The organism is Streptomyces coeruleofuscus (assembly GCF_039532725.1).
Taxonomy (GTDB): Bacteria; Actinomycetota; Actinomycetes; order Streptomycetales; family Streptomycetaceae; genus Streptomyces; species Streptomyces coeruleofuscus.
On the sequence record NZ_BAAASE010000001.1, the window covers coordinates 354,262 to 380,411 of the forward strand.

Below are 26,150 nucleotides of genomic sequence, written 5' to 3' on the forward strand. Positions count from 1 at the left end.
TCGTCGGCAGGGCAGCGTTGACCGCCCCGTACAGGTTCGATCAGTACGGGGTCGGAACAGGTTCGATCAGCGGGACTGCGGGCCTCGCCGCTGGGGGAGCGTCACCACCGACGCGTCCCCCGGTCCGGCCGGCGGCAGCCCCGCGACCTGGGCGAGCAGATCGCACCAGGACGCCAGGTGCGCGGCCGTGTCCGGGACCCCGCCCAGGCCCTCGCGCGGCGTCCACGAGGCACGGATCTCGATCTGCGAGGCGGCCGGACGGGCGGACAGACCGCCGAAGTAGTGCGAGCTCGCCCGCGTGACGGTGCCGCTCGGCTCCCCGTACGTCAGCCCGCGCGTCTGGAGCGCACCGGTCAGCCAGGACCAGCACACCTCCGGCAGCAGCGGATCCGCGGCCATCTCCGCCTCCAGCTCCGCGCGCACCAGCGTCACCAGCCGGAACGTGCCCTGCCAGGCCTCGTGCCCCGCCGGGTCGTGCAGCAGCACCAGCCGGCCGTCGGCCAGGTCCTGGTCGCCGTCGACGACCGCGGCCTCCAGCGCGTAGGCGTGGGGGGCGAGCCGCTGCGGCGGGCGCGTCGGCTCGACCTCGATCTGGGGCCGCAGCCGCGCCGCCCTGAGCGCGTCGACGGCGGCCCGGAAGGGCAGCGGGGTGGTGTCCGCCTCCCGCCGGTCCTTCTCGGTGTCCTTCGCTTCGTCCATTCCGCCAGTGCCGTCCGACAGTGGTCCCTGAGCCGCAGCCATGCCGGAAGGTTACGGGGACCGGAGCCCGGGTGCCGGGCTAGACACCCCGCGCCTCTCCAGGGGCTGAATCCCGCCCATCGGGGGCGTGCGAAACTTGGCCCGTGAGTGCCAACGACGCCCCCCGGGCCCAGCAGCCGTCCGCCCCGTACGACTCAGCCTTCCTCAAGGCCTGCCGGCGCGAGCCCGTGCCGCACACGCCGGTGTGGTTCATGCGGCAGGCCGGGCGCTCACTCCCGGAGTACCGCAAGGTGCGCGAGGGCGTCGGGATGCTGGAGTCCTGCATGCGTCCCGAGCTGGTCACCGAGATCACGCTCCAGCCGGTGCGCCGGCACGGCGTCGACGCGGCGATCTACTTCAGCGACATCGTCGTCCCGCTCAAGGCCATCGGCGTCGACCTCGACATCAAGCCCGGCGTCGGCCCGGTCGTCGAGCGCCCGATCCGCACCCGCGCGGACCTCGCCCAGCTCCGCGACCTGACCCCCGAGGACGTCTCCTACGTCACCGAGGCCATCGGCCTGCTCACCCGCGAGCTCGGCGCCACGCCCCTCATCGGCTTCGCCGGCGCCCCCTTCACCCTCGCCAGCTACCTCGTGGAGGGCGGCCCGTCCCGCACGTACGAGAACGCCAAGGCGATGATGTACGGCGACCCGGGGCTGTGGGCCGACCTCCTCGACCGCCTCGCCGGCATCACGGCCGCCTTCCTGAAGGTGCAGATCGAGGCCGGCGCCTCGGCGGTCCAGCTTTTCGACTCCTGGGCCGGCGCCCTCGCCCCCGGCGACTACCGGCGCTCGGTGCTGCCGGCGTCGGCGAAGGTCTTCGAGGCCGTGGCCGGTTACGGCGTCCCGCGCATCCACTTCGGCGTCGGCACCGGTGAGCTGCTGCGGCTCATGGGCGAGGCCGGCGCGGACGTCGTCGGCGTCGACTGGCGCGTCCCGCTGGACGAGGCCGCCCGCCGCGTCGGCCCCGGCAAGGCGCTCCAGGGCAACCTCGACCCGACCGTGCTGTTCGCCACGACGGAGGCCGTCGAGGCGAAGACCCGCGAGGTCCTGGACTCGGCGGCGGGGCTGGAGGGGCACGTCTTCAACCTCGGCCACGGCGTCATGCCGTCGACGGACCCGGACGCGCTGACGCGGCTCGTGGAGTACGTGCACACGCACACCGCCCGCTGACTCACCAGGTGTGCCGGGGCCTCGCCCGCCTGCCGAAGACGATGCCGCGCGGCTCCGGCGGCGGCGGTGTGCCGGGGCGCAGCGGCCAGGCGATCAGCATGCCGGCGAGGAAGCCGGCGATGTGCGCCGCGTACGCCACCGTGCCGGCGTCGGAGAGGCCGCCGCCGGAGGAGTACACCGCCTGGAGCACGAACCACAGGCCCAGCACGGTCCAGGCGGGCAGCCGCAGCGGCAGGAAGACCAGGAACGGGACGAGGACCCAGACCCGGGCCCTCGGATACAGCACCAGATAGGCACCCAGCACCCCGGCGATCGCTCCGGACGCGCCGATCAGCGGGTCGGCCGAGGCGTTGTTCAGGACCGCGAAACCGTACGACGCCGCGTAGCCGCAGGCGACGTAGAAGAGCAGGAAGCGCAGGTGCCCCATCCGGTCCTCGATGTTGTTGCCGAAGATCCACAGGAACAGCATGTTGCCCAGCAGGTGCAGCCAGCCGCCGTGCAGGAACATCGCGGTCAGCACGCTCAGTTCCGGCGACTTGTCGTAGGGCGGCGGGCCGACCACGCAGCCGGCTCCCTGCGGGCCCGTCCCGATCTCGCCCGTGGGCACCAGCCGGGGCATCTGATGGTGGATCAGCTGTCGTGGCACCGCCGCGTACTGGTCCAGGAACGCCTGGAGGTGACACAGCTGGGCCAGGCTGCCCTCGCCCACCACGGAACCGGCCATGCCGGGAGTGAGCAGGAACACGACGATGTTGGCGGCGAGCAGCGCGTACGTCACCCAGGCGGTGCGCCGCGCGGGGTTCACGTCATGAACGGGGATGACCACGCCACACGTGTGCCCGGGGCGCCGCCGGTGAATCGGTCCCGCCGGTGAACGCAGCCGTCCGGGCGTGCGTATGTGTCGGCAACCGCCCGCGGCGCGGGGAAGGCGGGTCGCGGGGCCGACGTGAGGAACAGGCGATGAACGACCGAGTTACTCCTCCGATGCACGCCCTGCCCGACGGCGAGGCGGAGCTGACGCTGGTGGTGCGGCTGCCGTGGGAGGACGTGGCCCGCCTCGGCCAGGAGGCCGGGCGGCTGGCGACCCAGATGCGGCGGCCCGTGACGCTGGACGAGGCGGTGAGCCACCGGTTGCGGTCGTCCAGGATCGCCGCGCACGCGAAGCCGGCGGGGGAGCAGCCGCCGCCGGCGGTGACGGCGGCTTCGGCGTCGGTGTCGTCCTTGCCGTCCCGGCCGCCGGCGGAGCAGGCGAGGCAGGCGATCGACCGGATCAACGGCACTGCCGGGACTGCGTAGGGTTTCGCCGCAGGGGCGCGGGTCCGCTGCCGGGTGCGGGTTCATTGTGGCTGGTCGCGCCCACGCGGCGGAGCCGCAGATCGATACAGCCCCGCGCCCCTGGTTCCCTACCGTCCTTCACAAGGAACCGCGGACCTTTGCCGCCGCCTTGCGGGCCGCTACCAGAACCGGGTCCCAGACAGGGGAGAACGGCGGGGCGTAGCCGAGGTCCAGGGTGGTCATCTGTTCCGCCGTCATGCCCGCCGTGAGGGCGACCGCTGCGATGTCGACCCGTTTGCCCGCGCCCTCCCGGCCGACGATCTGGACGCCGAGGAGGCGGCCCGTGCGGAGTTCGGCGAGCATCTTGACCGTCATGGGGGAGGCGTCCGGGTAGTAGCCCGCGCGGCTGGTCGACTCGATGGTGACCGCCTCGAAGCGCAGGCCCACGCGGTGGGCGTCCTTCTCGCGCAGTCCCGTGCGCGCGATCTCCAGGTCGCAGACCTTGCTGACCGCCGTGCCGACCACGCCCGGGAAGGTGGCGTAGCCGCCGCCGGCGTTGGTGCCGATGACCTGGCCGTGCTTGTTGGCGTGGGTGCCGAGCGCGATGTGCCGTTCCTGGCCGGAGACCAGGTCGAGGACCTCGACGCAGTCGCCGCCCGCCCAGATGTTCTCGTGCCCGCGCACCCGCATCGAGCGGTCCGTGAGGAGCCCGTCGTGGGCACCGAGGGGGAGGCCGGCCGTCCGCGCGAGGGTCGTCTCCGGGCGGACCCCGATGCCGAGCACGACGACGTCCGCCGGGAATTCGCGGTCCTGGGTGGCCACCGCCCGTACCCGTCCGTCGTCAGCCGTCAGGATCTTGGTGACCTCGGCGTCGTTCACCATCGTGATGCCCAGGCCCTCCATGGCCTCGTGCACCAGGCGGCCCATGTCCGGGTCGAGGGTCGACATGGGCTCGCTGCCGCGGTTGACGACCGTCACCTCGTAGCCGCGGTTGATGAGCGCCTCGGCCATCTCCACGCCGATGTAGCCGGCCCCGACGACCACCGCGCGGCGGCCACGCGTGCGTGCCAGCGTGTCGAGCAGCGCCTGGCCGTCGTCCAGTGTCTGCACACCGTGCACCCCGGGGGCGTCCATGCCCGGAAGGTCCGGCCGGATCGGCCGGGCGCCGGTCGCGATCACGAGTTTGTCGTACGACGTCCAGGACTCGGCGCCCGATTCGAGGTCACGCGCGCGTACCCGCTGCCCGTCGGGGTCGAGCTCCGTGACCTCGGTGCGCAGCCGCAGGTCGATGTCCCGGGCGCGGTGCTCCTCGGGCGTGCGGGCGATGAGCCGGTCCCGGTCCGGGACGTCGCCGCCCACCCAGTACGGGATGCCGCACGCCGAGTACGACGTGAAGTGGCCGCGTTCGAACGCCACGATCTCCAGCTCGTCGGGGCCCTTCAGACGGCGCGCCTGCGACGCCGCGGACATCCCCGCGGCGTCGCCGCCGATCACGACCAGTCGCTCCCTGCGCGTACGGCTCATGTTCATGCGAACACGCTACGGGAGCACGGCATTTCAGTCCTGCTCGTCAGGGGTCCGCGCGGGCGGGGACTGCGGGGCCGGACGGGCCGTCGGCAGCGGGCCCAGGGCGCTCGTGGCGGGCGCGGGGCGCGGGCGGCGCGGGAGGCGGGGGCGTACGACGCGCAGCCACAGCAGCGCGAGCAGGGCGGCCACCGCCGCGAACGGCAGGACCGCGCCGAGGGCCACAGCGAGCCAGCGCAGCATCGTCACGAAGGCGTTCCAGCCGCCCGCGAGCGCGTCCACGAACCCCGGGTCGTCGTCCTTCGCCTCCTTCTTCACCGGCGTCTCGGACAGCGACAGGGTGATGGTGGCCAGGCTCGTGCGGTCCTTCAGGGTCTCCTGGCGCGCGAGGAGAGCCTCCAGGTCGGCCTGGCGGGTGCTCAGCTCGCCCTCCAGGGTGACCACGTCGCTGAGCTTGGTGGCCTGGTCCATCAGCTCGCGGATCCGGGCCACGCTGGCGCGCTGCGACTTGATGCGGCTCTCCACGTCCACGACCTGGTCGGTGACGTCCTCCGCCTTCGCACTGCGGTCGAGGAGCTTGCCCGCGCCCTCCAGCTCGGTGAGGACCTCGTCGTACTTCTCGACGGGCACGCGCAGCACGACGCGGGTGCGCTCGTGGCCCTCCCCGTCCCGGGTGGTGGTCTCGTTGCCGACGTAGCCGCCCGCGTTCTCGGTGCCGGTGCGGGCCTCCTCCAGGGCCTTCGGGACGTCCTTGACCTGCACGGTCAGTGAGGCCGTGCGGATGATGTGGGCCGTGGGGAGCTTCGCGGGCGCGGTCGCCCTGGCTCCGCTTCCGGCGCCGCCGGGGGCGGCCTCGTTCGCGCCGGCCTTGTCGTCGGCGTCCGGGGCGACGACTCCCCGGTCGGCGGCGCTGCTGCCTGCGGAGTCCTCGCCCGCGCCGCTGCATCCGGTGAGCGCGAGGGCCGCGGCCAGCAGGAGCGCGGCGAGAGGGCGTACCGGGCGTCGCGGGGCCAGCGGGATCGTGCGGACGCCCCCTGGGGTCGGGACGGGGTGGCGGACGGGTCCTGTTGTGCGCATGTGGTTTCCCCCGGGGATCGGTTCGGCTGACGTTTCTTCGACGCCCGGGAGGGGCCGGACGTTTGGTCCGGGACGGTTCCGATGCGGTCACGGTCGGGACTCGTGAAGGACACCGGGGCGCGGCGGCGCTGTCTGTGGGGTCTGAGAGGCTGGGGGCATGCGCGAAGTTCAAGCCCGTGCGGGCACGGGGCAGGTCGTCGTCATCGGGGCGGGCATCGCGGGACTGGCCGCCGCGCACCGGCTGCTGGAGCGCGGGGCGCGGGTGACGGTGCTGGAGGCCTCCGACCGGGTCGGTGGCAAGCTGCTGCCCGGGGAGATCGCGGGCGCCCGCGTGGACCTCGGCGCCGAGTCGATGCTGGCCCGCCGCCCCGAGGCGGTGGCGCTCGCCCGGGAGGTGGGCCTCGCCGACCGGCTCCTGCCGCCCGCGACGGCGACGGCCTCGATCTGGACCCGGGGTGCGCTGCGGCCGATGCCCAAGGGACACGTGATGGGCGTGCCCGGCACCGCAGCGGCCCTGTCCGGCGTGCTGTCCGACGAGGGCCTCGCCCGCATCGACCGGGACGCCGACCTGCCCCGCACGGAGGTCGGCGACGACGTGGCCGTCGGGGAGTACGTGGCCGCGCGCCTCGGCCGCGAGGTCGTCGACCGCCTGGTGGAACCCCTGCTGGGCGGCGTCTACGCGGGCGACGCGTACCGCATCTCGATGCGCTCGGCCGTCCCGCAGCTCTTCCAGGCCGCCCGGAGCCACACCTCCCTGACGGCAGGGGTCCGCGAGATCCAGGCGAAGGCGGCCGCCGCCCGGCAGACCGGCCCGGTCTTCATGGGCATCCAGGGCGGTGTCGGCACGCTGCCCCGCGCGGTGGCGGAGTCGGTGCGGGCACGCGGGGGCGAGATCCAGACGGGGACGCCGGTGACGGAGCTGAGCCACAGCGCGGCGGACGGCGGCGGATGGCGCGTGGTCACGGGCGAGCGGGTGCTGCACGCGGACGCGGTGGTGCTCGCCGTGCCCGCCCCCGCGGCCGCCCGGCTCCTGCGCACCGAGTCCCCCGAGGCCGCCGCCGAGCTAGGCGGCGTCGAGTACGCCTCCATGGCCCTGGTCACCCTCGCCTACCGCCGCGCCGGGACGGCCCTCCCCGAGGGCAGCGGCTTCCTCGTGCCGCCGGTCGACGGGCGCACCATCAAGGCGTCCACCTTCGCCTCGCAGAAGTGGGGCTGGATCGCCGACGAGAACCCGGACCTGGTCGTCCTGCGCACCTCCGTCGGACGGTACGGCGAGACGGAGATCCTCCAGCGCGACGACGACGGGCTCGTGGAGGTCTCCCGGCACGACCTGAAGGCGGCCACCGGCCTGGACGCCACACCCGTCGCGACCCGCGTCACCCGCTGGGACGACGGCCTTCCCCAGTACCCCGTCGGCCACCACGCGCGCGTGGCCCGTGTCCGCGAGCACGTGGCGAAGCTCCCGGGGCTCGCCGTGTGCGGCGCGCCGTACGACGGCGTCGGCATCCCGGCGTGCATCGCGAGCGCGTACGCGGCCGTGGACCAGATCCACGGCGACCTGCGAGGTGTGCAGGACCTCACCGCCCACCCGGTGCAGAGCCTGCACGGCGGAGCGGGAGAATGAGGAGCATGAGTGACGACGCCTCCACCACGGCCTCCAGCGCCACGCCCGACCGCATCGCGAACAAGGGCAAGCTGGCCAAGGACCTCAACGAGGTCATCCGCTACACGCTCTGGTCCGTCTTCAAGCTGAAGGACGTCCTCCCCGAGGACCGCGCCGGGTACGCCGACGAGGTCCAGGAGCTGTTCGACCAGCTCGCCGCCAAGGACGTGACCATCCGCGGCACGTACGACGTCTCGGGCCTGCGCGCCGACGCCGACCTCATGATCTGGTGGCACGCCGAGACCAGCGACGCGCTCCAGGAGGCGTACAACCTCTTCCGCCGCACCAAGCTGGGCCGCGCCCTGGAGCCGGTCTGGTCGAACATGGCGCTGCACCGCCCCGCCGAGTTCAACCGCTCGCACATCCCGGCGTTCCTCGCCGACGAGACGCCCCGGAACTACGTGAGCGTCTACCCCTTCGTGCGTTCCTACGACTGGTACCTGCTGCCGGACGAGGACCGCCGCCGCATGCTCGCCGACCACGGCAAGATGGCCCGCGGCTTCCCGGACGTGCGCGCCAACACGGTCGCCTCGTTCTCCCTCGGCGACTACGAGTGGATCCTCGCCTTCGAGGCCGACGAGCTGTACCGCATCGTCGACCTCATGCGCCACCTGCGCGCCTCGGAGGCGCGTCGGCACGTCCGCGAGGAGGTCCCGTTCTTCACGGGCCGCCGCAAGGACATCGCGGAGCTCGTCGCGGGTCTGGCCTGATCAGCGGAGCGGTCGTCCGGCCCCGGGCTTCCCCGGGGCCGTCGAACGCGGCTTCGGCTTCGGCTTCGGTTCCGGACGCGCGGCGCAGTCCGCACCCCGTCCCGGCAGCCGGCCCTCCAGCAGATACGCCTCCATGTGGCCGTTGACGCAGGCGTTCGGCCCGCCCGCCAGGCCGTGCGTGCCCGCGTCCCGCTCCGTCACCAGGACGGAGCCCGCGAGGCGGCGGTGGAGTTCGAGGGCGCCGTCGTACGGCGTGGCGGCGTCCCGCTCGGCGGCCAGGATCAGCGTCGGCGGCAGTTCGCCCGGCCCGGTGCCGACGTCGAGCGGGCGCTGCCGCGGCCCTTCCCAGTAGGCGCAGGGCAGGTTCATCCACACGTTGTCCCACGTCTCGAAGGGCGCCACCCGTGCGAGCCGGGTGTTGTCCCGGTCCCACACCTCCCAGTCCGTCGGCCAGGGGGCGTCGTTGCACTCGACGGCCACATAGACGGCGCGTGAGTTCTCCGCCTCGACGGCGGCCTCCGGGTGCTGTGCCGCCTGCTCGACCAGCGGCCCCGGATCGCCCTTGAGGTACGCCGACAGCGCGTGCGCCCGGTGCGGCCACTGGTCGTCGTAGTACCCGGCCTGGAGGAACGCCCCCTGCAACTGCCCCGGCCCGACCTTCCCGCCGGCCGGCTCGACGGCCAGCCGGGCACTCGCCCGCTCGTAGCTGCGCCGCACCTCCCGCGCGGTCCTGCCCAGCCCGTACACGTCGTGGTGCAGGGCGATCCACTTGCGGAAGTCCTTCCAGCGGTCTTCGAACGCCGCCGACTGGTCGAGGTTGTTGCGGTACCAGATCTCCTCCGGGTCCGGGTCCACCGCCGAGTCGAACACCATCCGCCGCACGTGCGCGGGGAACAGCGTCGCGTACAGGGCCCCGAAGTACGTGCCGTACGACGAGCCCACGAAGGTCAGCCGTTCCTCACCGAGCGCGGCGCGCAGCACGTCGAGGTCGCGGGCGTTGTTCAGCGAGTGGTAGTGGCGCAGCGCTCCGCCGGCCCGCTCGGCGCAGCCGCGCGTGTACGCCTTGGCCTGCGCGATGCGTTCCTTCTTGTACGACTCGGAGGGGCGCGTCGGTGACTGGGTGGGCCCCGTGAAGAACTGCTTGGGGTCCTTGCAGGACAGCGGCGCGGAACGGCCGACTCCGCGCGGGGAGTAGCCGACGAGGTCGTACGCCGCTCCGAGCCGCTTCCACTCGGGCAGCAGGCCGACGAGGGGGAAGTACAGGCCGGAGGCGCCCGGGCCGCCCGGGTTGTAGACCAGGGCGCCCTGGCGGCGGACCTTGCGCTTGCTGTTGTGCGGGTCCTTCTGTGTGGCCCGGGCGCGGCCGACGGAGAGCTCGATCTGCTTGCCGTCGGGCTGTGCGTAGTCCAGCGGGACGGTGACCGTGCCGCACCGCATGCTGCCGGGAAGGTCCTCCGCGTCGGGGCACGGGCCGAAGTCGATGCCGGCCGCCTTCGCCCGCGCGGCGGCCACCGCGGTGCCGCGCAGCTCGGCCGTCGCCCGCGAGCTGTCGGAGCCCGGGGCGGCGGTGAGGGCGCTCAGCAGCAAGGACCCTGCTGCCGAGTAGAGGAGGGCGGCTCTCATCGCGAATCCCTTCAATGCACGGTGGTGACAAAAGGGATGTTTCGCGGGGTGGTTGGGGAAGGCAAGCACCGTCCGCCGGTGTCGGCCTCAATGCCCCTGTGTGCCCCCGGTCTGTCAGTCGTGTGCCTGGAGGATGCCCCTAGCGGCGCGTGAAGGCGGCGCGCAGGTCCGGCTCGCCGATCGCGCGGACGCCGCGTACGGCCACGGAGGTGAGGTACGTGCGGTCGTCGGCGGTGCCGTCCGCGTTCCGGGTCAGTGCGCCGAGCAGCCGCTGGCCGGCCGGGGAGGCCCAGCGCGAGTACGGGTGGACCTCGATGCGGGCGATGCCGAGACAGCTCAGGGTCAGGGTGAGCGGCAGCGCGAACCACAGGGCCACCAGATGACGCGGCATGTCCGGCGGAGGGGGCGTCAGCAGCGCGGCCCCGCCGAGACCGAGTACGGCGACGGCCGCCGAGCGCACCTGCCGGACGGCCGCCGCCACCGTCGTACGGGCGCTGTCGGGCACGGCGAGTCCCGCGCGCACCAGCCGGTCGGCGATGCCGCGCACCGCGTCCGCCGTGGCGGCGGTGGCCCGCACCGGCGCTATCCGGGACTGCCCCTCGGGGCCGATGGCCCCGATGACCGACCGCTCCATCTCGTCCCGCCCGCGCGGATCGACGACCGTCGCCCAGCCGGTGTGGGCCAGGAGCAGCCGGCGCTGGCGCGCCATGGCCACGAGGGTCACGTCGGCGACCCGCCGGGGGCCGCCGGAGAGGAACGCGGCCTCGTAGAGCGTGAGTTCATGGACGCGGCCGGTGTCTGCGTCGGCGGCCGCGGCGCGTACGGCGGCCAGGCACAGGCGCGTGCACGCCGTGCCGGCCACCACCCAGGCCGCCAGCAGGAAAAGAACCCAGAGCATATGTTGTTTGTATGTGACACGGTCTCGGAAACACCATGCCTTGTTCACGATCCGGACGGAGTGTTGTCGGTATGTGACGTTCCGTTTCACTGCTCCGGCGGCGGGCGGAAGGTGGGCGGCGGAAGCGTGAAGGCCGGGTCCGGCGCCGGGACCGGAGTCGTGGGCGAGGCCGGAGCCGGGACCGCCGTCGGGGGAGTACTCCCGGTGACCAGATCGCGGGCCACGGCGTCGAAGTCGACGCAGCCCGTGGCCTCCAGGACCCTGATGTGGTCGAGGACGGTCGTGTTGGCGTCGTCGGCGAGGTCGCGCACCAGCGAGTTGCGGGTGCTCGCGCGGACCTGGGCGACGACCGAGAAGACCCTGCCGTGTGCCAGCCGCAGGATGGTGGCGAACTGGCGGTCGTACTCGGCACCCTGTGTCTCGTCCAGGATTTCCAGCCACTGCTTCTGCTGGTCGCTGGGCTCGTCGGGCAGGGCGAGGTTCAGCCGTGCGGCGACACCGCGGACCCGTTCGTCGAGGAACCTGTGCCCGTCGACGAGATGCCGGCCAGCCGTCCGGACGGCCGGGGTGGTCCCCTTGGCCCGCGCCTGCTGCCCGGCGGGCAGTTCCCACAGTCCGGCCAGCCGGACCTTGACGAGGAAGTCCTGGTCGAGCGCGGACAACGGGCCGTAGCTGGTGCGCAGGGTCTGGGCGCTGAGCACATCCGGTCCCGTCTCCGGCCGGTCGGTGTACGGCCAGAGGGAGAAGACCAGTGCGGCGAACGTCGCCGCCAGACACGTGACGATGAGCCCCGTGCCGCTGACGATGCCTCGGCCCTTGACGGGGGGTCGCGGTCGCATGGTGGTGCCTCCTGGTACGGCACCGCACGCTAATGGGCTTCAGGTGCGGAGTTGACATGTTACTGCGGGGTCTACGTCAACTGCCGTACAGGGGTGAATGGTTGTAACGGGGGCAGGACGGGACGACTGGGGGAGGAGCGACATGGGACTCACCGGGGTAAAGACGTTCAAATCACTCCGTGGTTCCGGGCGGGCCTGACCCGGGTGTTAGCCCCGGCACACTCGCGTGCGCACCGGCGCGGCCGGGTGACTAGCCCACCCGGGTCCTCTGGACCACCGGCACGCCGCCGGGGCGGTGCGCCCCGTGGCCGCTGCCCGCCCGATGGGCCATGTTGCTGACCGTCGAGCCGATCGGCACCGGCCGGATGCGAAGGAGGCCCCGCGGTGGGCGAGCTGTACATCGACGGCGAGTGGACACAGGCGGCGGCCGGTGGCCGGCGGGAGGTGGTCAACCCCTACGACGCCTCCGTCGTCACCACCGTCGACGAGGCCGACGCCACCGACGTGGACCGCGCCGTGCGCGCCGCCCGGCGCGCCTTCGACGAGGAGGACTGGGCGAACGCCACCTCACGCCACCGGGCCGACCTCCTGCTGCGCGTCCGCGACCTCCTGCTGCGCGACCAGGAGGACATCGCCCGCACCGAGACCCTCGACACCGGCAAGACGCTGGCCGAGGCCCGCATCGACGTGGAGGACGTGGCGAACGCCTTCCGCTACTACGCCGAACTCGCGGGCAAGGACGGCGGCCGGGTCGTGGACGTCGGCCCGGACGTCCTCAGCCGCGTCGTCTACCAGCCGGTCGGAGTCTGCGCGCTCATCGCCCCCTGGAACTACCCGCTGCTCCAGGCCTCCTGGAAGGTCGCCCCGGCGCTGGCCGCCGGCAACACCTTCGTCCTCAAGCCCAGTGAGACCACACCGCTCACCACGATCGCCATGATCCGGCTCATCGAGGAGGCCGGCGCACCGCCCGGCGTCGCCAACCTGGTGCTGGGCTCCGGCGCGACCGTCGGCGCGGCCCTGACCAGCCACCCCGAGGTCGACCTGGTGTCCTTCACCGGCGGCCTGACCACCGGGCGGTCCATCATGGCCAGTGCCGCCGAGGGCCCGCGGAACATCGCCCTCGAACTGGGCGGCAAGAACCCCAACATCGTCTTCGCGGACGCCGACTTCGACGCCGCCGTGGACTACGCGCTGGACGCCGCCTTCCTGCACTCCGGGCAGGTCTGCTCGGCCGGTTCGCGCCTGCTGGTCCAGGACTCGCTGCACGACCGGTTCGTCGAGACGCTCGCCCGCCGCGCGCAGGCCATCCGGCTCGGCAACGGCATGGCGGAAGGCACCGAGAGCGGCCCGCTCAGCTCCGCCGAGCACCGCGAGAAGGTCGAGCGCTACATCGCCATCGCCCAGGAGGAGGGCGCCCGCCTCGTCACCGGCGGCACCCGCCCCGACGACCCCGCCCTGAGCCGCGGCTTCTTCCTGCTGCCGACGATCTTCGCCGACTGCGACCGGTCGATGCGGATCGTCCAGGAGGAGGTCTTCGGCCCGGTGGTCACCGTCGAGCGCTTCGGCACCGAGGACGAGGCGGTGGAACGGGCCAACGACACGCGCTACGGCCTGGCCGGCGGCGTATGGACCTCCGACGCGGGCCGCGCCCAGCGCGTCGCGCAGCGGCTGCGGCACGGCACCGTCTGGATCAACGACTTCCACCCCTACGTGCCGCAGGCCGAGTGGGGCGGCTTCGGCCGCTCCGGCGTCGGACGCGAACTCGGCCCCACCGGGCTGCGCGAGTACCAGGAGGCCAAGCACATCTACCAGAACCTCGCCCCCGCCCCCTCCGGCTGGTTCAAGGGCTGAACGACACAGAAAGCAGGGCACCGCATGGCCCCCACCACCGCGCACGGCGCCGAGTCCGCCTACGACTACGTCATCGTCGGCGGCGGCACCGCCGGCTGTGTGCTCGCCGCCCGTCTGAGCGAGGACCCCGACTGCCGCGTCTGCGTCGTCGAGGGCGGCCCCAGCGACGTCGGCGACGAGCGCATCCTGCGTCTGCGCAACTGGATCAACCTGCTGGGATCGGAGTTCGACTACGGCTACACCACCGTCGAGCAGCCCCGCGGCAACTCCCACATCCTGCACTCACGGGCCCGCGTCCTCGGCGGCTGCTCCTCGCACAACACCCTGATCAGCTTCCTGCCGCTGCCGCAGGACCTCGACGACTGGGTGAGCGGGGGCTGCTCCGGCTGGGACCCGGCGACGATCCTCCCCTACCGCGACCGGCTGCTCACCCGGATCGTCCCGGTGGCCGAGGCCGACCGCAATCCCATCGCCGAGGACTTCGTCACCGCCGCCTCCCGTGCCCTCGGCGTCCCCGTCGTCGACGACTTCAACGCCGAGCCCTTCGCCGACGGCACCGGCTTCTTCTCGCTGGCCTACCAGCCGGAGGGCAACCTGCGCTCCTCCGCGTCCGTCGCCTACCTCCACCCCGTCCTGGACCGGCCCAACCTGACGCTCCTGCTGGAGACCTGGGCGCACCGGCTGCTCCCGGACGAGTCGGGCCGGCTGACCCGCGTCGCCGTCCGGGGCGCCGACGGCGAACCCGCCACCGTGCGCGCCGAGCGCGAACTCCTCCTGTGCGCGGGCGCCATCGACACCCCCCGCCTGCTGCTGCTCTCCGGCCTCGGACCGGCCGACGACCTGCGCGGCCTGGGCATCGACGTCCGGGCCGACCTGCCCGGCGTGGGCGAGAACCTGCTGGACCACCCCGAGTCCGTGATCGTCTGGGAGACGGAGGGGCCACTGCCGCCCAACTCCGCGATGGACTCCGACGCCGGCCTGTTCCTGCGCCGCGACCAGGGCCAGCCGCGCCCCGACCTGATGTTCCACTTCTACCAGGTGCCGTTCACCGTCAACACCGAGCGCCTGGGCTATCCCGTGCCGCCGTACGGGGTGTGCATGACGCCCAACGTGCCGCGCGCCCGCTCCACCGGCCGCATGTGGCTGCGCAGTTCCGACCCCGCCGAGCATCCCGCCCTGGACTTCCGGTACTTCACCGACCCCGAGGGGCACGACGAACGCACCATCGTGGAGGGGCTGAAGGTCGCCCGCGAGGTCGCCGCCACCGACCCGCTGCGCGACTGGCTCGTCCGCGAGGTCGCGCCGGGCCCGGACGTCGTCTCCGACGCCGACCTGTCGGAGTACGGCCGCCGCGCGGCGCACACCGTCTACCACCCGGCGGGCACCTGCCGCATGGGCGCCCCGGACGACCCGATGGCCGTCTGCGACGCGGAGTTGAGACTGCTCGGCGTCGAGGGAGTGCGGATCGTCGACGCGTCGGTGTTCCCGACGATGCCCACCATCAACCCGATGGTGACCGTCCTGCTCGCCGCCGAACGAGCCGCCGACCTGATCCTCGACCGGCCCGGCCCCGCGGAACAGGAGGCCCGGAAGTGACCAGCCCGACGCCCCCCGCCCCGGCGGCCGGCACACCCTCAGGAGAGCCCGGCTCGGAGTTCCGCAAGGACATGGGCCCCTGGGCCAACTTCGCGCTCGGCTTCACCTACCTCTCCCCGGTGGTGAGCACCTACACCCTCTTCGGCATCGCGATCGTCGACGGCGGACCGCCGATGATCTGGGCGTTCGTGCTGGCCGGCTGCGGGCAGTTCCTCGTCGCGCTGATCTTCGGCGAGATCGTCGCCCAGTACCCGATCGCCGGCGGCGTCTACCCCTGGGCCCGGCGGCTGTGGGGCAAGCGCTGGGCGTGGATGACCGGCTGGGTGTACATGTGGGCGCTGCTGGTGACCATCACCTCCGTCGCCTACGGCGCCGGCCCTTACATCGCCATCCTCTTCGGCTTCGACGCCACCGTGCACACCACCGTGCTGTGCACCGCCGTGCTCATCGTCGTCGCCATCCTCATCAACTACATGGGCACCAAGGCGCTCTCGCTGGCGGCCATCATCGGTTTCGGCGGCGAGCTCATCGGCGCCCTCGTCGTCGGCATCTACCTGCTGGCCACCCACCGCCACCACGGCATCGGCGTCATCTTCGACACCTACGGAACCGAGGGAGACGGCTCCTACCTGCCGGCGTTCCTCGCGGCCGCGATCATCGGCTTCTACCAGTACTACGGCTTCGAGGCATGCGGCGACACCGCCGAGGAGGTCGCCCACCCGGGCCGTGTCATCCCGCGCGCGATGCGCCGCACCATCTACATCGGCGGTGCCGCGGCCACGTTCACCTGTATGTCACTGCTGCTGTCGGTCACGGACTTCGACGCGATCATCTCGGGCGAGGTGGCGGACCCGGTGGTGGACGTGCTGTACGACGCCATGGGCGAGACCGGGGCGCGGATGGTGATGGCCGTGGTGCTGATCTCCTTCCTGTCCTGCACGATCAGCCTCCAGGCCGCGGCCGGGCGGCTCATCTACTCCTACGCCCGGGACGAGATGATCGCCGGCCACCGGCTGCTGCGGCGATTCGCCCACGCCCGCGCGGTGCCCGGCTACGCGCTGTTCGTGTCCGCCGCGGTGCCGCTGCTCATCGCCTTCGCCTCCCTGTTCTCCGAGGACGCCCTCACCAACATCGTCTCGTTCGCGATCCTCGGCATCTACGGCTCCTTCCAGATGGTCGTGCTGGCCGCGCTGCGCGCCCGGCTCAAGGGATGGCGTCCGGCGGGGGAGTTCACCCTGGGCCGCTGGGGCCTTCCCGTGAACATCGGGGCGCTGGCCTACGGCATCTTCGCCATCATCAACATCTGCTGGGCCCGCAGCCCGGAGAAGCCGTGGTACGAGAACTGGATCGTCCTGCTGTGCGGTGCGGTGGTGGTCGGCACCGGCGTGCTGTACATGTTCACCACCCATCACTACGGCCGTGGTGGCGCGGCCGCCGGTGACGCGGTGCCGAAGGACGAGGCCGTATCGAAGAACTGACGTCCCCGGTCAGCGCCGGAGCAGCACCTTCCGGGTGGCCCGGGCCAGCCGGTGGACCGGGCGCCGGGACCGGGGCGCGGGTCCCGACCGCTCCAGCCACCACTCCCGCAGCTCCCGCCGCGCCGCCGCGTCCCCGGGCCGCCCGGCGGACAGCAGGTGCTCGGCGAAGGTGAGCGCGTCGCGCCGGTAGCCGCCGGTCATCGGCTGGGTCTGGGCGTACCCGAGGAAGGCCGTACGGTACTGCGCCCCGAGGATCTCGGGCAGTTCGGGCGCGACCTTCGCCACGACGTCCGCCCGCTTGGCGGCCAGGGCCCGCGCCTGTACGCCGACCCGCGCCCGGTCGAACCCCTCGGGCACGGGCGTCCCCGCGACCAGCGCCGACAGCAGCGCGGCCTGTGCGAGCCCGAGCCGCTGCCGGGCCTCGTCGACGCCCGTGTGTTCGGGCCGGCCGGAGGCGCCCCGTGTCGCCCCGGCCGCCCCGGTCTCGTGGCCCTGCGGCGTCCCGGCGGCCACGAGCGTGTCGCGCTGCTCGCCCCGGGACCCCGCGTCAGGCACGTCCGGCGTCAGCGTGCCGCCGGCCCTCGGCGTGGCTGCGTCGCCGCGCGCGGGGGCGTCGGCGCGGACCTCGCTCCCGCCTCCGGGCGCGCTCCCCGGCCACCGCGCCTCGCTCCGGCCTCCCGGCGCGGCGGTCGGCCGCGCGGCGACCGCGTGGCCCGCCGCGCGCACCTCCGCCTTCACCCGCTCGACGGCCCCCGCCTCCACGGCCCGCCGGATCGAGGCCAGCTCGGCCTCCAGCTCCGCCGGTTCCGGGAAGTTCTCGTCGCGTTCCAGGAGGACTCCCGGAGGGGAGACGCGGGACGCGAGGTCGGTCAGGATGTCCAGGACCGGACGGGGGACGGGGTGGGCGTGGCTGTCGTGCCAGACGCCGTCGCGTTCGAAGCCGCCGGCGACATGGACGTAGGCGATGGCCTCCAGGGGCAGCTCGGCGAGGGCCTTGGCCGGGTCCTCGGCGCGGTTGACGTGATTGGTGTGCAGGTTGGCCACGTCGATGAGGAGCCGGACGCCCGTGCGGTCGGCCAGCTCGTACAGGAACTGGCCCTCCGTCATCTCCTCGCCGGGCCAGGAGATCAGCGCGGCGATGTTCTCGACGGCCAGCGGCACCGGCAGCGCCTCCTGCGCGATGCGCACGTTCTCGCACAGCACGTCGAGCGCGTCCCGGGTCCGGGGGACGGGCAGCAGATGGCCCGCCTCCAGGTGCGGGGTCGCCGTCAGAGCACCGCCGGCCCGTACGAACGCGATGTGCTCGGTGACCAGCGGCGATCCGAGTGCCTCGGCCCGTTCGGCCAGTGCGGTCAGGCGGCCCTCGTCGGGGCGGTCCGCACCTCCGAGGCCGAGCGAGACGCCGTGCGGCACCACGGTGACGCCGCGCTCGCGCAGCCGCCGCAGCGGGTCGGGCAGATGGCCGGGGCAGACGTTCTCGGCCACGGCCTCGACCCAGTCGATGCCCGGCATGCGCTCCACGGCGTCCGCGATCTCCGGTCGCCAGCCGATGCCCGTCCCCAGTCGCTCCATCGTCCCCTCCTCCGCACCGCCGGTTCCTCGAACGTGAGGGGGGTATGGCCCAGCCGCCCGTCCCCGAACCCCGCCACGGGCACCTTCAGAGGAACATTTGAGGTTCGGCCCACCGATGGCCCACCGGCGGCCCACCGGCGAATCACCGAAGGTTCCCCGGCTCCACCGACGGAGGCGCCGGGGTCGCGCCACGTCGTGATGCGCCGTAGACCGGACGTATGCGCGAGGGCAGCGAACAGTCGGCCCCGGCCCCGACCCGGCGGGTGTGGGCCGGGGCCGGGGGACTGGTGGCCGCCGTCGGCACGGCCTATTTCCTGCTCCCGCTGGAGGGGCTCGGCGGCGACCGCCCCTGGCTGGGCTGGCCGTTGTTCGCGTTGTGCCTGGGGCTGCTGGCCGCGCTGCTGCTGCGCCAGGTGCGCGACGTCGTGCTGGAGAAGCCGCACACCCGGCCGGGCGTGATGATCCCGCTGCTGATGTGCCTGGCCGTGCTGGTCTTCTCGTCGGGGTACTACGCCCTCGCCCAGCGGCCGGGCCAGTTCACCGGCCTGAACACCCGCGTCGACGCGCTGTACTTCACCGTCGTCACGCTCGCGACCGTCGGCTACGGGGACATCACCCCGAGCGGGCAGGAGGCCCGCCTGGTGGCCGTCGCCCAGATCCTGTACACGTTCGTCTTCCTCACGGCGGCGGCCACCGCGCTCACGCGCCGGCTGCACACGGTGGTCGCCGCGCGCGACCGGCGCCCGCCGCCCACCTGACCCGGGGCGGCCGGGGGCGGCAGGGGCGGCGCCTACACCGCGCGGGTGGAGCGGTAGTTGAACAGCGACCACAGCACGAACAGACCGGTCAGGATCATGATGATCGACCAGAACGGCTGGTACGGCAGCCACATGAAGTTCGCGATCAGCGCCAGTCCGACCACGACCGCGCCCACGACCCGGGCCCAGGCGGCCCCGGTGAACAGGCCGAACCCGGCCGCCACCACGAGCACACCGACGATCAGGTGGATCCAGCCCCACGCGGTCAGGTCGAACTCGAAGACGTACTCGCCGAAGCTCGTGTACACCTCGTCGTCGGCGATGGCCGTGATGCCCTGGAGCACCGCGAACAGGCCGTAGACGACCATCAGGGTGCCGCCGAGAGCGAGGCCCCCGGTCGCCAGGGGATCGCCGGTGCCGCCGGAGCCGGACCCGCCGGGCGTCCGGTCGGGGGCGGGCGGAGCGGGGGGAGGGGGCGCGGCGCTGGTCATGGCTGCCTCCTGGTCGGGTTGTCTGGTAACCCCACTGGAGCACCCGGCCGCGACCGGCGCGCCTGCGGCTACTCCGAACGGGTGGGCGCCGAACCGCCCGGCGCGTACGGTTCCCGGCGCAGCGCCGGGTGGTCCGCGACCACCGTGCACGAGCCGGGCGCGATCTCCGTGAACCCCGCGTCGCGGACCAACGGCAGGCCGCTGCCCGTCAGTTCGGGCCAGCGGGCCGGGTCGGCCGTGCGTACGGAGAGCGGGAAGCCCGCGTCCTGCCAGGCGGCCCGTTCCTCGTCGGGCAGCTCCCACCAGGCCAGTTGCGCGGCGTGCCCGGCCTGCGCCATCGCCTTGCCGGCCGACATGCCGAGGTCGGGGTTCAGCCACAGCACGGGGGCGGTGAGGTCCGCTTCCACCGGCGGTTCCGGGTCGTCCAGGTCGGTGCCGGAGACCTGGAGCCGGGCCAGGTCCTTTGGCCAGCCGTCCAGCGGGACCGGCGGGAAGACCCGCACCTGTGCCGACTTGCCGGTGACGGTGATGCCGGGCAGGGCCTCGGCCCGCCGCCACTCGGCGCCGCGCGCCCGCCGCACCACCTTGCGGATCCGCGCGTCCTGCCAGTCCCGCATCGCCTCGGCCCACGCGCCGTCGCCGGCCGACCGCTCGTCGCCGAGGATCGTCAGCACGGCCCGGGCGGCCGTCTCCAGCGCGTCCGTACGCGCCGGCGGGTCCGCCCGCTCGATCCGCACGACCAGCGGCAGCACGAACTGCGGTGCCGTGTCACGGTCCGAGGGCTCGGAACGGAAGGGACTGTCACTCACGGGCGTCGGGTCTTCGCTCACGAATCCCAGTGTGCCAGCCGGAAGATCGTGGAGGATGGGCCCATGCGACCCGACCTGTGCCTGGAGAACGCGGGCCGCCGCTACGGCCTGCGCGGCCCCTGGGTGTTACGTGGTGTCGACCTGACGGTGGCACCCGGCCGGCTCGTCCGCGTCGAGGGCGCCAACGGCACCGGCAAGTCGACCCTCCTGCGGCTGCTCGCCGGCATCGACGCCCCCAGCGAGGGCCGGATCACCGGCCGCCCGCGCACCGCGTACGTCCCCGAGCGGTTCCCGCCGGCCCTGCCGTTCACCGCCGCCGGCTACCTCACCCACCTCGGCACCGTGCACGGCCTGACCCGCGCGGCGGCCGCCCGTGCCGCCGCCCAGTGGCTGGAGCGCCTCGGCGCCGCCGCCTACGCCGACACGCCCATGGCGCGGCTGTCGAAGGGCAGCAGCCAGAAGGTCGCCGTCGCCCAGGCCCTGCTCGCGGAGCCGGAGCTGCTCGTGCTGGACGAGGCGTGGACCGGCCTGGACACCGACGCCCGCGCCGAGCTGGAGCGGGCGGTCGCCGAGCGCACGGCGGCCGGCGGATCCGTGGTGTTCGTCGACCACGACCCGCGCCGCCTCGCGGGCCTGCCGGACGCGACGTACACCGTGGGCGACGGGAGCCTCGTCGAGCGCGCCGGGCCGGGACCGCTGCCGCCCGGACCGCAGGTCACGGTCGAGGTCCAGGGCCCGCCGGACGGACGGCTTCCCGACGACGTGCGGCGGACCGTCACCTTCGCCGAGGAGACCGCGCCGGGCAGCCACCGCCTCACCGTCCCCGCCCCGCACTCCGACGTCCTGCTCCGCGCCCTGCTCACGGCCCGCCCGCCCTGGCATGTGGTGAGCGTGGCGCGGCAGGCGGACGCCCCGGGGAGCCGCCGATGACCGCCCTCCTGCGCTACCACGCCGCCCTGCTGCTGCGCTCGCAGCGCTGGCTGCCGCCGTTCCTGCTCTACGCCGCCTTCCTCGCCGTCAGCGTGCAGGCCGGGCAGCCGGTGCTCGACTCGCTCGGCTACTCCGCTGCCGCGCTGCTGCCCGTCGCCGCCTGGCTGGCGCGGATCTGTGTCACGGCCGAGCCGCAGGCCGCGCGCGGCTGCGTGGCGGCGGCCGTCGGGCCCGCACGCGCCCATGTGGCCTGCCTGCTGGTGGCGTTGTCCGGCGCGGCGGCGCTCGGCACGGCCGCGACCCTCGGCGTGACGCTGCTGAGCGCTCCGGTCGCCTCGGACCACCGCACCCCGGTGCCGCTCGCCGCCGCCTGCGGGGCCGGGCTGCTCGCCGCCCTGGCCTGCGCCCTGCTCGGCACGGCCGTCGGCGCGCTCACCAGCCCGCCGCTGCTGCGGTCGCGTGGCCGTGCCGTCCTGGCCCTGCTGCTCGCGGCGCTGCTGTCCCTGGTGGCCACCGGCTCCCCGGCGCAGGCGGCGGTGCAGGGCCTGGTGACCGGCTCACGGTCGGGGACCGTCCCGCTGCCGCTGCTGCCCCTGGCCGCGGCAGCCCTCCTCACGGTCGCCGCGTTGGCCCTGGCCGGCGCGCTCGCCGCCCGCAGATCACCCTGAGCAGGCGGTGCGCTGCGCCTCCTGCCACTCGCAGACCGGGCAGAGGGTGATGCCCTTGTACGACTCCGGGTACTCCGTCGGCTCCCGGCACAGCACGCACTCCGCGTACGGCGGTCCGTCCGCCCGGGGCGGCCTGGTCGCGTCGATCAGGCAGTAGTCGTTCTCGCTCATACGTCCAGCGTAGGCCGGTCAGCGTGGCTCCGGGCGGGTCCGCGCACCGCTGCCCGCCGCCGCGATCAGCTCGGACACCTTCACGAACCTGTAGCCCCCGCGGCGCAGCTCGGGCACGATCGCGCGCACCGCCCGTTCGGTCGCCGGGGCGGCGCTGCGCGTGCAGTGCAGCACGACCACCGACCCCGGCCGCACCCCGTCCAGCACCTGCCGGGCGACCACGTCCGGGTCCGACTCGAACGCGTCGCCGCCGACCACGTCCCACTGCACGGCGGTCACACCGGCCGGCGTCAGCGCTTTGAGCGCCCGCCGGTCGTAACAGCCGCCGGGGAAACGGAAGTACGGCAGCGGATCCGCCACGCCGGCCTTCCGGAAGGCGGCGTACGCCCGCTCCACATCCGACCGCATCCGCCCCTCGGTCACGGTCGGCAGGCCGTAGCAGTCCCGCGTGTAGGCGTAGTGGCTGTAGGAGTGGTTGGCGACCTCGAAGAGGGGGTCCCGGCCGATGGAGCGGGCCTGGTCCGGGTACTGCTCGGCCCACCGCCCGGTCATGAACACGGTGGCGGGCACCTTCAGCGCCCGCAGCGTGGAGATCAGCCGCGGATGGTCGAACCGCTCACCCGCCGCCGCCCGTGCCCCCTGACCGGCGGTCATGTCGGCGTCGAAGGTGAGCGCGACGGCCCTGCGGGTGCGGGGACCGTGTTCGAAGACCGGGGTCAGGCCGGCGGGGCCGGGCGCGAGGGTCGCAGGGCGCGACGGTGGTGCGGCCACCGGCGGCGGGGCCGCCCGCGGGGACCGGCCGGTCCCGCAGGCGGCGAGGACCGCAATCAGGGCGGACACGGCGGCGGCGCGGCGGAGGAGGAAGATCACCGTATGAAGATATGAACGGAATCGTCCTCTTATGCGCGACGGCCGCGGGTGTCACCCGGCCGTCAGAGGTCCCGCTGCTCCAGCGGCTTGGTCGCCGGGCCCTGGATCACCTTGCCGTCCGTGTCGAAGCGGGAGCCGTGGCAGGGGCACTCCCAGGCGCGTTCGGCGGAGTTGAAGGCGACCAGGCAGCCCAGGTGGGTGCAGCGGGCGGAGAAGGAGTGCAGGTTGCCGTCGTCGTCCCGGTAGACCGCGAGGCGGTGGTGCCCGTCGGCGCGGACGACAGCGCCCTCGCCGGGCGGCAGGGACTCCACCGGCGGCGCGGGCCGCAGCCGGTCCCCGACGAAGTGGCCGGCCACCTTGGCCTGGGTCTTGAGGAACGACGGCGCCTCCCGCACGGCGGGCTTCAGCCGGCGCGGGTCGTACAGCCCGCTCCACTCGCGCTGCTCGCCGGTGATCTGCGCGGCGAGGAGGCTGCCCGCCATGATGCCGCCGGTCATGCCCCAGCCGCCGAAGCCGGTGGCCACGTAGGCGTGCCGGGCGCCCGGATGCAGCGGGCCGACCATCGGCACGGTGTCGGTCGGGCTGTTGTCCTGGGTGGCCCACCGGTTGGTGACGTCCAGATCCGGGAAGTGCTCGACGGCCCAGGCGGTGAGGCGTTCGAAAGCGGCCCGCGGGTCACCCGTGCCCGGCGTGAAGTGCTCACCGGTGACGATGAGCAGACGCCGGCCGCCGTCGTACGGTGCCGTGCGCACCGAGCGGGTGTTCTCGTCCGGCGTGATGAACATGCCGTCCGGGTCCTGGTCCGCGGGGATCGTCCCGGCGACGACCAGTTCGCGCTTCGGCGTCAGCCGCGTGAACAGCAGGGCCCGGTCGAAGATCGGGTAGTGCGTCGCGACGACGACGTCCCGGGCCCGCACCGTCGCCCCGGCCCTGGTCGACAGCCGGCACGGCTCGCCCTCGTCCAGGCCGAGGACGGTGGTGTCCTCGAAGATCCGCCCACCGTGCTCGACGAGGTCGGCGGCGAGGGCCAGCAGGTACTTACGGGGGTGGAACTGGGCCTGGCCGGTGACCCGGACCGCGCCCGCCACCGGGAAGGGCAGCCCGGTCTCCTCCACGAACGCGGCGGGCAGTCCGGCTTCGGCGGCCGCCCGCGCCTCGGCCCGCAGTTCGTCGACCCGGCCCGGGTCGCACGCGTACGTGTACGCGTCCCTGGCCTCCCAGTCGCAGTCGATGCCCAGTTCCCCGGCGATCCCGGCCGCGCGCTCGATCGCCTCCGACTGGGAGCGGGCGTACAGCCGCGCGCCCTCGGGGCCGCGGGTGCGGCGCAGCTTGTCGTAGACGAGTGTGTGCAGGGCGGTGACCTTGGCGGTGGTGTGCCCGGTGACCCCGGCCGCGACCCGCCCGGCCTCCAGCACCGCCACGCTCCGCCCGGCCCGTGTCAGTTCCCACGCCGTGCTCAGCCCGGCGATCCCGGCGCCGATCACCGCCACGTCGACGTCCAGGTCCTCCGTCAGGGCCGGATGGCGGCCGTCCGGTGCGGTCTCCATCCAGTAGGAGCTGCTGACCTGCTGCTTCTCGCTCATGAGCCACCGAGTACCCCCGACTGCCCGGCTTCAGCATCCGGTGTGCCGCTTTACAGAAGGGGCCGGCAGGGCTAACGTACAACCAAATGGTTGTAGATGAGTTGAGCGACGAGACGGTGGACCGGCTGTTCCACGCCCTGGCCGACACCACGCGCCGGGACATACTGCGCCGTTGCGTGCGCGGGAAGCTGTCGGTCTCGCGGCTGGCCGAGGCCTATCCGATGAGCTTCGCGGCGGTGCAGAAGCACGTCGCGGTGCTGGAACGGGCCGGTCTCGTCAGCAAGCAGCGCAGCGGACGGGAGCAGCTCGTGCGCACCGACCCCGACGCGGTGGGCCGCGCCCGCCAGGCCCTCGACGAGCTCGAGTCGGCATGGCGCGGACGCGTGGACCGGATGGCCCGGCTGCTCGCGGAGGACCCGAGTGCTGCCGAAGAGCCGGAGGGCCTCGGTACCGCAGAGAACGACACCCCGGAAGGACCCGAGAGATGAGCGTCACCAGTGTCGACAAGGACCTCGACAACCTCACCCTCACCCTGATCGCCGACTTCACCGCCCCCGTGGAGCGGGTGTGGCGGCTGTGGGCCGACCCCCGGCAGCTGGAGCGCTGGTGGGGCCCGCCGACCTACCCCGCGACCGTGGAGGAGCACGACCTGACCCCCGGCGGCGAGGTCACGTACTTCATGACCGGCCCGGAGGGCGACCGGCACCGCGGCTGGTGGCGGATCACCTCGGTCGCCGAGCCGACCTCCCTGGAGTTCACCGACGGCTTCGCCGACGACGACGGAAAGCCCAAGGACGACATGCCGACCATGTCCGTGGCGGTGCGGCTCAGCGAACACGGCGGCGGCACCCGCATGGAGATGCGCTCCCTGTTCGACTCCCGTGAACAGATGGAGCAGCTGATCACCATGGGCATGGAGGAGGGCCTGAAGGAGGCCGTCGGCCAGATCGACGCCCTGCTGGCCGCCTGACCGCCCGGATCAGGACGGACCGTCCACATCAGGCCCGGCCGCCCCGGTCAGGACTTCCGCAGCAGCCGCTTCCGGCACTCCGCCACGTCGAAATCCGCCTCCGGATACCGCGGATCCAGCTCCCGCAGATGCTCGTGGAGCAGCGCGCTGACCGCCCAGTTGCGGTACCACTTGCGGTCTGCCGGGACCAGGTACCAGGGCGCGTACGAGGTGCCGCAGCGCTCCAGGGCCACCCCGTAGGCCTCCTGGTACGCGGGCCACAGGGCACGGTCGTCGATGTCGGACGGGGCGAACTTCCAGCGCTTCTCCGGCCTGTCGAGACGTCTGAGCAGGCGGCGGCGCTGCTCCTCGTAGGAGATGTGCAGGAAGCACTTGATCAGGATCACGCCGTCGTCGGCGAGGGACCGCTCGAAATCGTTGATCCGCTCGTAGCGGCCGTCGATCACGGCGCGTGGCGCGAGGTCCCGGACGCGGGCGACCAGGACGTCCTCGTAGTGCGAGCGGTCGAAGATGCCCAGTTCACCGGGGAGCGGGAGCGCCTTCTCCACGCGCCACAGGAAAGGGTGCGCGCGCTCCTCGGCGGTGGGTGCCTTGAACGCCGTGATCCGGCAGCCGGCCGGGTTCAGCTGACCGATGACGTGCTTGACCGTGCCGCCCTTGCCGCTGGTGTCCATGCCCTGGAGGACCAGCAGGACGCGGCGCCGGTCGCCCGCGGTGCTCGCCGCCCACAGCCGTTCCTGAAGGCCGGCGAGCCGCTCGCCGATCCGGGCCGTGGCGGCCTTGCCCGCCGCCTTGCCGTCCGGACCGCCGGGAGTGGCGGCGGCGTCGTGCCGGGACAGGTCGACCGGCTCGCCGCCGGGGAGGCGCAGCCGCTCCCGCAGCGA

The 26,150-nt window shown here is 73.4% G+C and carries 26 protein-coding genes; 12 read left to right on the forward strand and 14 right to left on the reverse strand.

Annotation, left to right across the window (positions count from 1 at the left end; genetic code table 11):
* Positions 1–66: 66 nt before the first annotated feature.
* Complete coding sequence (locus ABFX81_RS01490) at positions 67–741, reverse strand: DUF3000 family protein (protein ID WP_086855378.1); 675 nt, start codon at positions 739–741, stop codon at positions 67–69.
* Positions 742–842: 101 nt separating this feature from the next.
* On the opposite strand from ABFX81_RS01490, the gene hemE reads away from it, so the two are divergent.
* Entirely contained in the window at positions 843–1,910 is a 1,068-nt protein-coding gene (gene hemE, locus ABFX81_RS01495; RefSeq protein WP_086855377.1) for a uroporphyrinogen decarboxylase, read from the forward strand.
* A 1-nt stretch (position 1,911) separates the two neighbouring features.
* Here hemE and ABFX81_RS01500 read toward each other — a convergent pair whose 3' ends face one another.
* Positions 1,912–2,736: a rhomboid family intramembrane serine protease gene (locus ABFX81_RS01500; protein ID WP_086855376.1), complete on the reverse strand. Its 825-nt coding sequence runs from the start codon at positions 2,734–2,736 to the stop codon at positions 1,912–1,914.
* Between the two features lie 134 nt (positions 2,737–2,870).
* Between ABFX81_RS01500 and ABFX81_RS01505 the strand changes: the two genes are divergently transcribed.
* A complete protein-coding gene (locus tag ABFX81_RS01505) occupies positions 2,871–3,206 on the forward strand; it encodes a hypothetical protein (RefSeq protein ID WP_086855375.1) in 336 nt (111 codons plus the stop codon).
* Positions 3,207–3,323: 117 nt separating this feature from the next.
* Here ABFX81_RS01505 and ABFX81_RS01510 read toward each other — a convergent pair whose 3' ends face one another.
* Both ABFX81_RS01510 and ABFX81_RS01515 read right to left on the reverse strand, forming a co-directional pair.
* Complete coding sequence (locus ABFX81_RS01510; RefSeq protein WP_346137509.1) at positions 3,324–4,715, reverse strand: FAD-dependent oxidoreductase; 1,392 nt, start codon at positions 4,713–4,715, stop codon at positions 3,324–3,326.
* 27 nt (positions 4,716–4,742) lie between these two features.
* On the reverse strand, positions 4,743–5,786 hold the full coding sequence (locus ABFX81_RS01515; RefSeq protein ID WP_346137510.1) for a DUF4349 domain-containing protein: 1,044 nt from the start codon (positions 5,784–5,786) through the stop codon (positions 4,743–4,745).
* A gap of 157 nt (positions 5,787–5,943) precedes the next feature.
* Here ABFX81_RS01515 and hemG point away from each other — a divergent pair, with 157 nt between their 5' ends.
* Both hemG and hemQ read left to right on the forward strand, forming a co-directional pair.
* Positions 5,944–7,410 (forward strand): protoporphyrinogen oxidase, encoded by a 1,467-nt coding sequence (hemG, locus tag ABFX81_RS01520; RefSeq protein WP_086854730.1) that lies wholly within the window; start codon positions 5,944–5,946, stop codon positions 7,408–7,410.
* 5 nt (positions 7,411–7,415) lie between these two features.
* The gene (gene hemQ / locus ABFX81_RS01525) at positions 7,416–8,159 is read left to right on the forward strand and encodes a hydrogen peroxide-dependent heme synthase (protein ID WP_086854731.1); all 744 of its coding nucleotides are present in this window, start codon (positions 7,416–7,418) and stop codon (positions 8,157–8,159) included.
* Here the strand turns inward: hemQ and ABFX81_RS01530 are convergent, their stop codons facing one another.
* From ABFX81_RS01530 to ABFX81_RS01540, 3 genes are all read right to left on the reverse strand, one after another.
* Positions 8,160–9,782: an alpha/beta fold hydrolase gene (locus tag ABFX81_RS01530; protein ID WP_086854732.1), complete on the reverse strand. Its 1,623-nt coding sequence runs from the start codon at positions 9,780–9,782 to the stop codon at positions 8,160–8,162. It abuts the gene before it with no gap.
* A gap of 139 nt (positions 9,783–9,921) precedes the next feature.
* A complete protein-coding gene (locus tag ABFX81_RS01535; protein WP_086854733.1) occupies positions 9,922–10,680 on the reverse strand; it encodes a TIGR04222 domain-containing membrane protein in 759 nt (252 codons plus the stop codon).
* A gap of 86 nt (positions 10,681–10,766) precedes the next feature.
* Positions 10,767–11,519, reverse strand: coding sequence for a DUF4142 domain-containing protein (locus ABFX81_RS01540; RefSeq protein ID WP_086854734.1), 753 nt, complete (start codon positions 11,517–11,519; stop codon positions 10,767–10,769).
* A gap of 384 nt (positions 11,520–11,903) precedes the next feature.
* On the opposite strand from ABFX81_RS01540, the gene ABFX81_RS01545 reads away from it, so the two are divergent.
* The 3 genes from ABFX81_RS01545 to ABFX81_RS01555 are packed head-to-tail and all read left to right on the forward strand — an operon-like array spanning position 11,904 to position 16,444.
* Entirely contained in the window at positions 11,904–13,370 is a 1,467-nt protein-coding gene (locus ABFX81_RS01545) for an aldehyde dehydrogenase family protein (RefSeq protein ID WP_346137511.1), read from the forward strand.
* Between the two features lie 24 nt (positions 13,371–13,394).
* Complete coding sequence (locus ABFX81_RS01550; RefSeq protein WP_086853691.1) at positions 13,395–14,966, forward strand: GMC oxidoreductase; 1,572 nt, start codon at positions 13,395–13,397, stop codon at positions 14,964–14,966.
* Positions 14,963–16,444: an amino acid permease gene (locus ABFX81_RS01555; protein WP_086853689.1), complete on the forward strand. Its 1,482-nt coding sequence runs from the start codon at positions 14,963–14,965 to the stop codon at positions 16,442–16,444. The genes ABFX81_RS01550 and ABFX81_RS01555 overlap by 4 nt, the downstream gene beginning before the upstream one ends.
* Before the next feature lie 9 nt (positions 16,445–16,453).
* Here ABFX81_RS01555 and ABFX81_RS01560 read toward each other — a convergent pair whose 3' ends face one another.
* Positions 16,454–18,016 (reverse strand): multinuclear nonheme iron-dependent oxidase, encoded by a 1,563-nt coding sequence (locus ABFX81_RS01560; RefSeq protein WP_086853687.1) that lies wholly within the window; start codon positions 18,014–18,016, stop codon positions 16,454–16,456.
* Between the two features lie 218 nt (positions 18,017–18,234).
* On the opposite strand from ABFX81_RS01560, the gene ABFX81_RS01565 reads away from it, so the two are divergent.
* Positions 18,235–18,774: a potassium channel family protein gene (locus ABFX81_RS01565; RefSeq protein WP_346137512.1), complete on the forward strand. Its 540-nt coding sequence runs from the start codon at positions 18,235–18,237 to the stop codon at positions 18,772–18,774.
* A 32-nt stretch (positions 18,775–18,806) separates the two neighbouring features.
* Here the strand turns inward: ABFX81_RS01565 and ABFX81_RS01570 are convergent, their stop codons facing one another.
* Positions 18,807–19,265, reverse strand: a complete 459-nt coding sequence (locus ABFX81_RS01570; RefSeq protein ID WP_346137513.1) for a DUF7144 family membrane protein — start codon at positions 19,263–19,265, stop codon at positions 18,807–18,809.
* A gap of 68 nt (positions 19,266–19,333) precedes the next feature.
* Positions 19,334–20,095 carry an aminoacyl-tRNA hydrolase gene (locus ABFX81_RS01575; RefSeq protein ID WP_346137514.1) on the reverse strand — a complete coding sequence of 254 codons (762 nt, stop codon included), beginning with the start codon at positions 20,093–20,095 and terminating at the stop codon, positions 19,334–19,336.
* Positions 20,096–20,137: 42 nt separating this feature from the next.
* Between ABFX81_RS01575 and ABFX81_RS01580 the strand changes: the two genes are divergently transcribed.
* Together ABFX81_RS01580 and ABFX81_RS01585 are read left to right on the forward strand one after the other, a co-directional pair.
* Positions 20,138–21,004 carry an ATP-binding cassette domain-containing protein gene (locus tag ABFX81_RS01580; protein WP_086855652.1) on the forward strand — a complete coding sequence of 289 codons (867 nt, stop codon included), beginning with the start codon at positions 20,138–20,140 and terminating at the stop codon, positions 21,002–21,004.
* A complete protein-coding gene (locus tag ABFX81_RS01585) occupies positions 21,001–21,672 on the forward strand; it encodes an ABC transporter (protein ID WP_086855653.1) in 672 nt (223 codons plus the stop codon). The genes ABFX81_RS01580 and ABFX81_RS01585 overlap by 4 nt, the downstream gene beginning before the upstream one ends.
* Here the strand turns inward: ABFX81_RS01585 and ABFX81_RS01590 are convergent.
* From ABFX81_RS01590 to ABFX81_RS01600, 3 genes are all read right to left on the reverse strand, one after another.
* A complete protein-coding gene (locus ABFX81_RS01590; RefSeq protein WP_086603996.1) occupies positions 21,664–21,843 on the reverse strand; it encodes a hypothetical protein in 180 nt (59 codons plus the stop codon). The genes ABFX81_RS01585 and ABFX81_RS01590 overlap by 9 nt on opposite strands.
* 18 nt (positions 21,844–21,861) lie before the next feature.
* Positions 21,862–22,713 (reverse strand): polysaccharide deacetylase family protein, encoded by an 852-nt coding sequence (locus ABFX81_RS01595; RefSeq protein WP_346137515.1) that lies wholly within the window; start codon positions 22,711–22,713, stop codon positions 21,862–21,864.
* A 62-nt stretch (positions 22,714–22,775) separates the two neighbouring features.
* Positions 22,776–24,296, reverse strand: coding sequence for an FAD-dependent oxidoreductase (locus tag ABFX81_RS01600; protein WP_086853494.1), 1,521 nt, complete (start codon positions 24,294–24,296; stop codon positions 22,776–22,778).
* A gap of 86 nt (positions 24,297–24,382) precedes the next feature.
* Between ABFX81_RS01600 and ABFX81_RS01605 the strand changes: the two genes are divergently transcribed.
* Complete coding sequence (locus ABFX81_RS01605) at positions 24,383–24,784, forward strand: metalloregulator ArsR/SmtB family transcription factor (protein ID WP_086853496.1); 402 nt, start codon at positions 24,383–24,385, stop codon at positions 24,782–24,784.
* Positions 24,781–25,266: an SRPBCC domain-containing protein gene (locus ABFX81_RS01610; RefSeq protein ID WP_086853498.1), complete on the forward strand. Its 486-nt coding sequence runs from the start codon at positions 24,781–24,783 to the stop codon at positions 25,264–25,266. Before ABFX81_RS01605 ends, ABFX81_RS01610 begins: the two co-directional genes overlap by 4 nt.
* Positions 25,267–25,313: 47 nt before the next feature.
* Here ABFX81_RS01610 and ABFX81_RS01615 read toward each other — a convergent pair whose 3' ends face one another.
* The gene (locus tag ABFX81_RS01615; RefSeq protein WP_086853505.1) at positions 25,314–26,147 is read right to left on the reverse strand and encodes a PPK2 family polyphosphate kinase; all 834 of its coding nucleotides are present in this window, start codon (positions 26,145–26,147) and stop codon (positions 25,314–25,316) included.
* Between the last annotated feature and the right edge of the window lie 3 nt (positions 26,148–26,150).

Bases quoted from the DNA above. Each gene is read 5' to 3' on its own strand.
- ABFX81_RS01600 (WP_086853494.1), bottom strand. From the start codon at position 24,296: ATGAGCGAGAAGCAGCAGGTCAGCAGCTCCTACTGGATGGAGACCGCA.
- ABFX81_RS01585 (WP_086855653.1), top strand. From the start codon at position 21,001: ATGACCGCCCTCCTGCGCTACCACGCCGCCCTGCTGCTGCGCTCGCAG.
- ABFX81_RS01605 (WP_086853496.1), top strand. From the start codon at position 24,383: ATGGTTGTAGATGAGTTGAGCGACGAGACGGTGGACCGGCTGTTCCAC.
- hemG (WP_086854730.1), top strand. From the start codon at position 5,944: ATGCGCGAAGTTCAAGCCCGTGCGGGCACGGGGCAGGTCGTCGTCATC.
- ABFX81_RS01510 (WP_346137509.1), bottom strand. From the start codon at position 4,715: ATGAACATGAGCCGTACGCGCAGGGAGCGACTGGTCGTGATCGGCGGC.
- ABFX81_RS01570 (WP_346137513.1), bottom strand. From the start codon at position 19,265: ATGACCAGCGCCGCGCCCCCTCCCCCCGCTCCGCCCGCCCCCGACCGG.
- ABFX81_RS01590 (WP_086603996.1), bottom strand. From the start codon at position 21,843: ATGAGCGAGAACGACTACTGCCTGATCGACGCGACCAGGCCGCCCCGG.
- ABFX81_RS01505 (WP_086855375.1), top strand. From the start codon at position 2,871: ATGAACGACCGAGTTACTCCTCCGATGCACGCCCTGCCCGACGGCGAG.
- ABFX81_RS01550 (WP_086853691.1), top strand. From the start codon at position 13,395: ATGGCCCCCACCACCGCGCACGGCGCCGAGTCCGCCTACGACTACGTC.
- ABFX81_RS01560 (WP_086853687.1), bottom strand. From the start codon at position 18,016: ATGGAGCGACTGGGGACGGGCATCGGCTGGCGACCGGAGATCGCGGAC.
- ABFX81_RS01565 (WP_346137512.1), top strand. From the start codon at position 18,235: ATGCGCGAGGGCAGCGAACAGTCGGCCCCGGCCCCGACCCGGCGGGTG.
- ABFX81_RS01610 (WP_086853498.1), top strand. From the start codon at position 24,781: ATGAGCGTCACCAGTGTCGACAAGGACCTCGACAACCTCACCCTCACC.
- ABFX81_RS01530 (WP_086854732.1), bottom strand. From the start codon at position 9,782: ATGAGAGCCGCCCTCCTCTACTCGGCAGCAGGGTCCTTGCTGCTGAGC.
- ABFX81_RS01580 (WP_086855652.1), top strand. From the start codon at position 20,138: ATGCGACCCGACCTGTGCCTGGAGAACGCGGGCCGCCGCTACGGCCTG.
- hemQ (WP_086854731.1), top strand. From the start codon at position 7,416: ATGAGTGACGACGCCTCCACCACGGCCTCCAGCGCCACGCCCGACCGC.
- ABFX81_RS01540 (WP_086854734.1), bottom strand. From the start codon at position 11,519: ATGCGACCGCGACCCCCCGTCAAGGGCCGAGGCATCGTCAGCGGCACG.
- ABFX81_RS01515 (WP_346137510.1), bottom strand. From the start codon at position 5,786: ATGCGCACAACAGGACCCGTCCGCCACCCCGTCCCGACCCCAGGGGGC.
- ABFX81_RS01490 (WP_086855378.1), bottom strand. From the start codon at position 741: ATGGCTGCGGCTCAGGGACCACTGTCGGACGGCACTGGCGGAATGGAC.
- ABFX81_RS01535 (WP_086854733.1), bottom strand. From the start codon at position 10,680: ATGCTCTGGGTTCTTTTCCTGCTGGCGGCCTGGGTGGTGGCCGGCACG.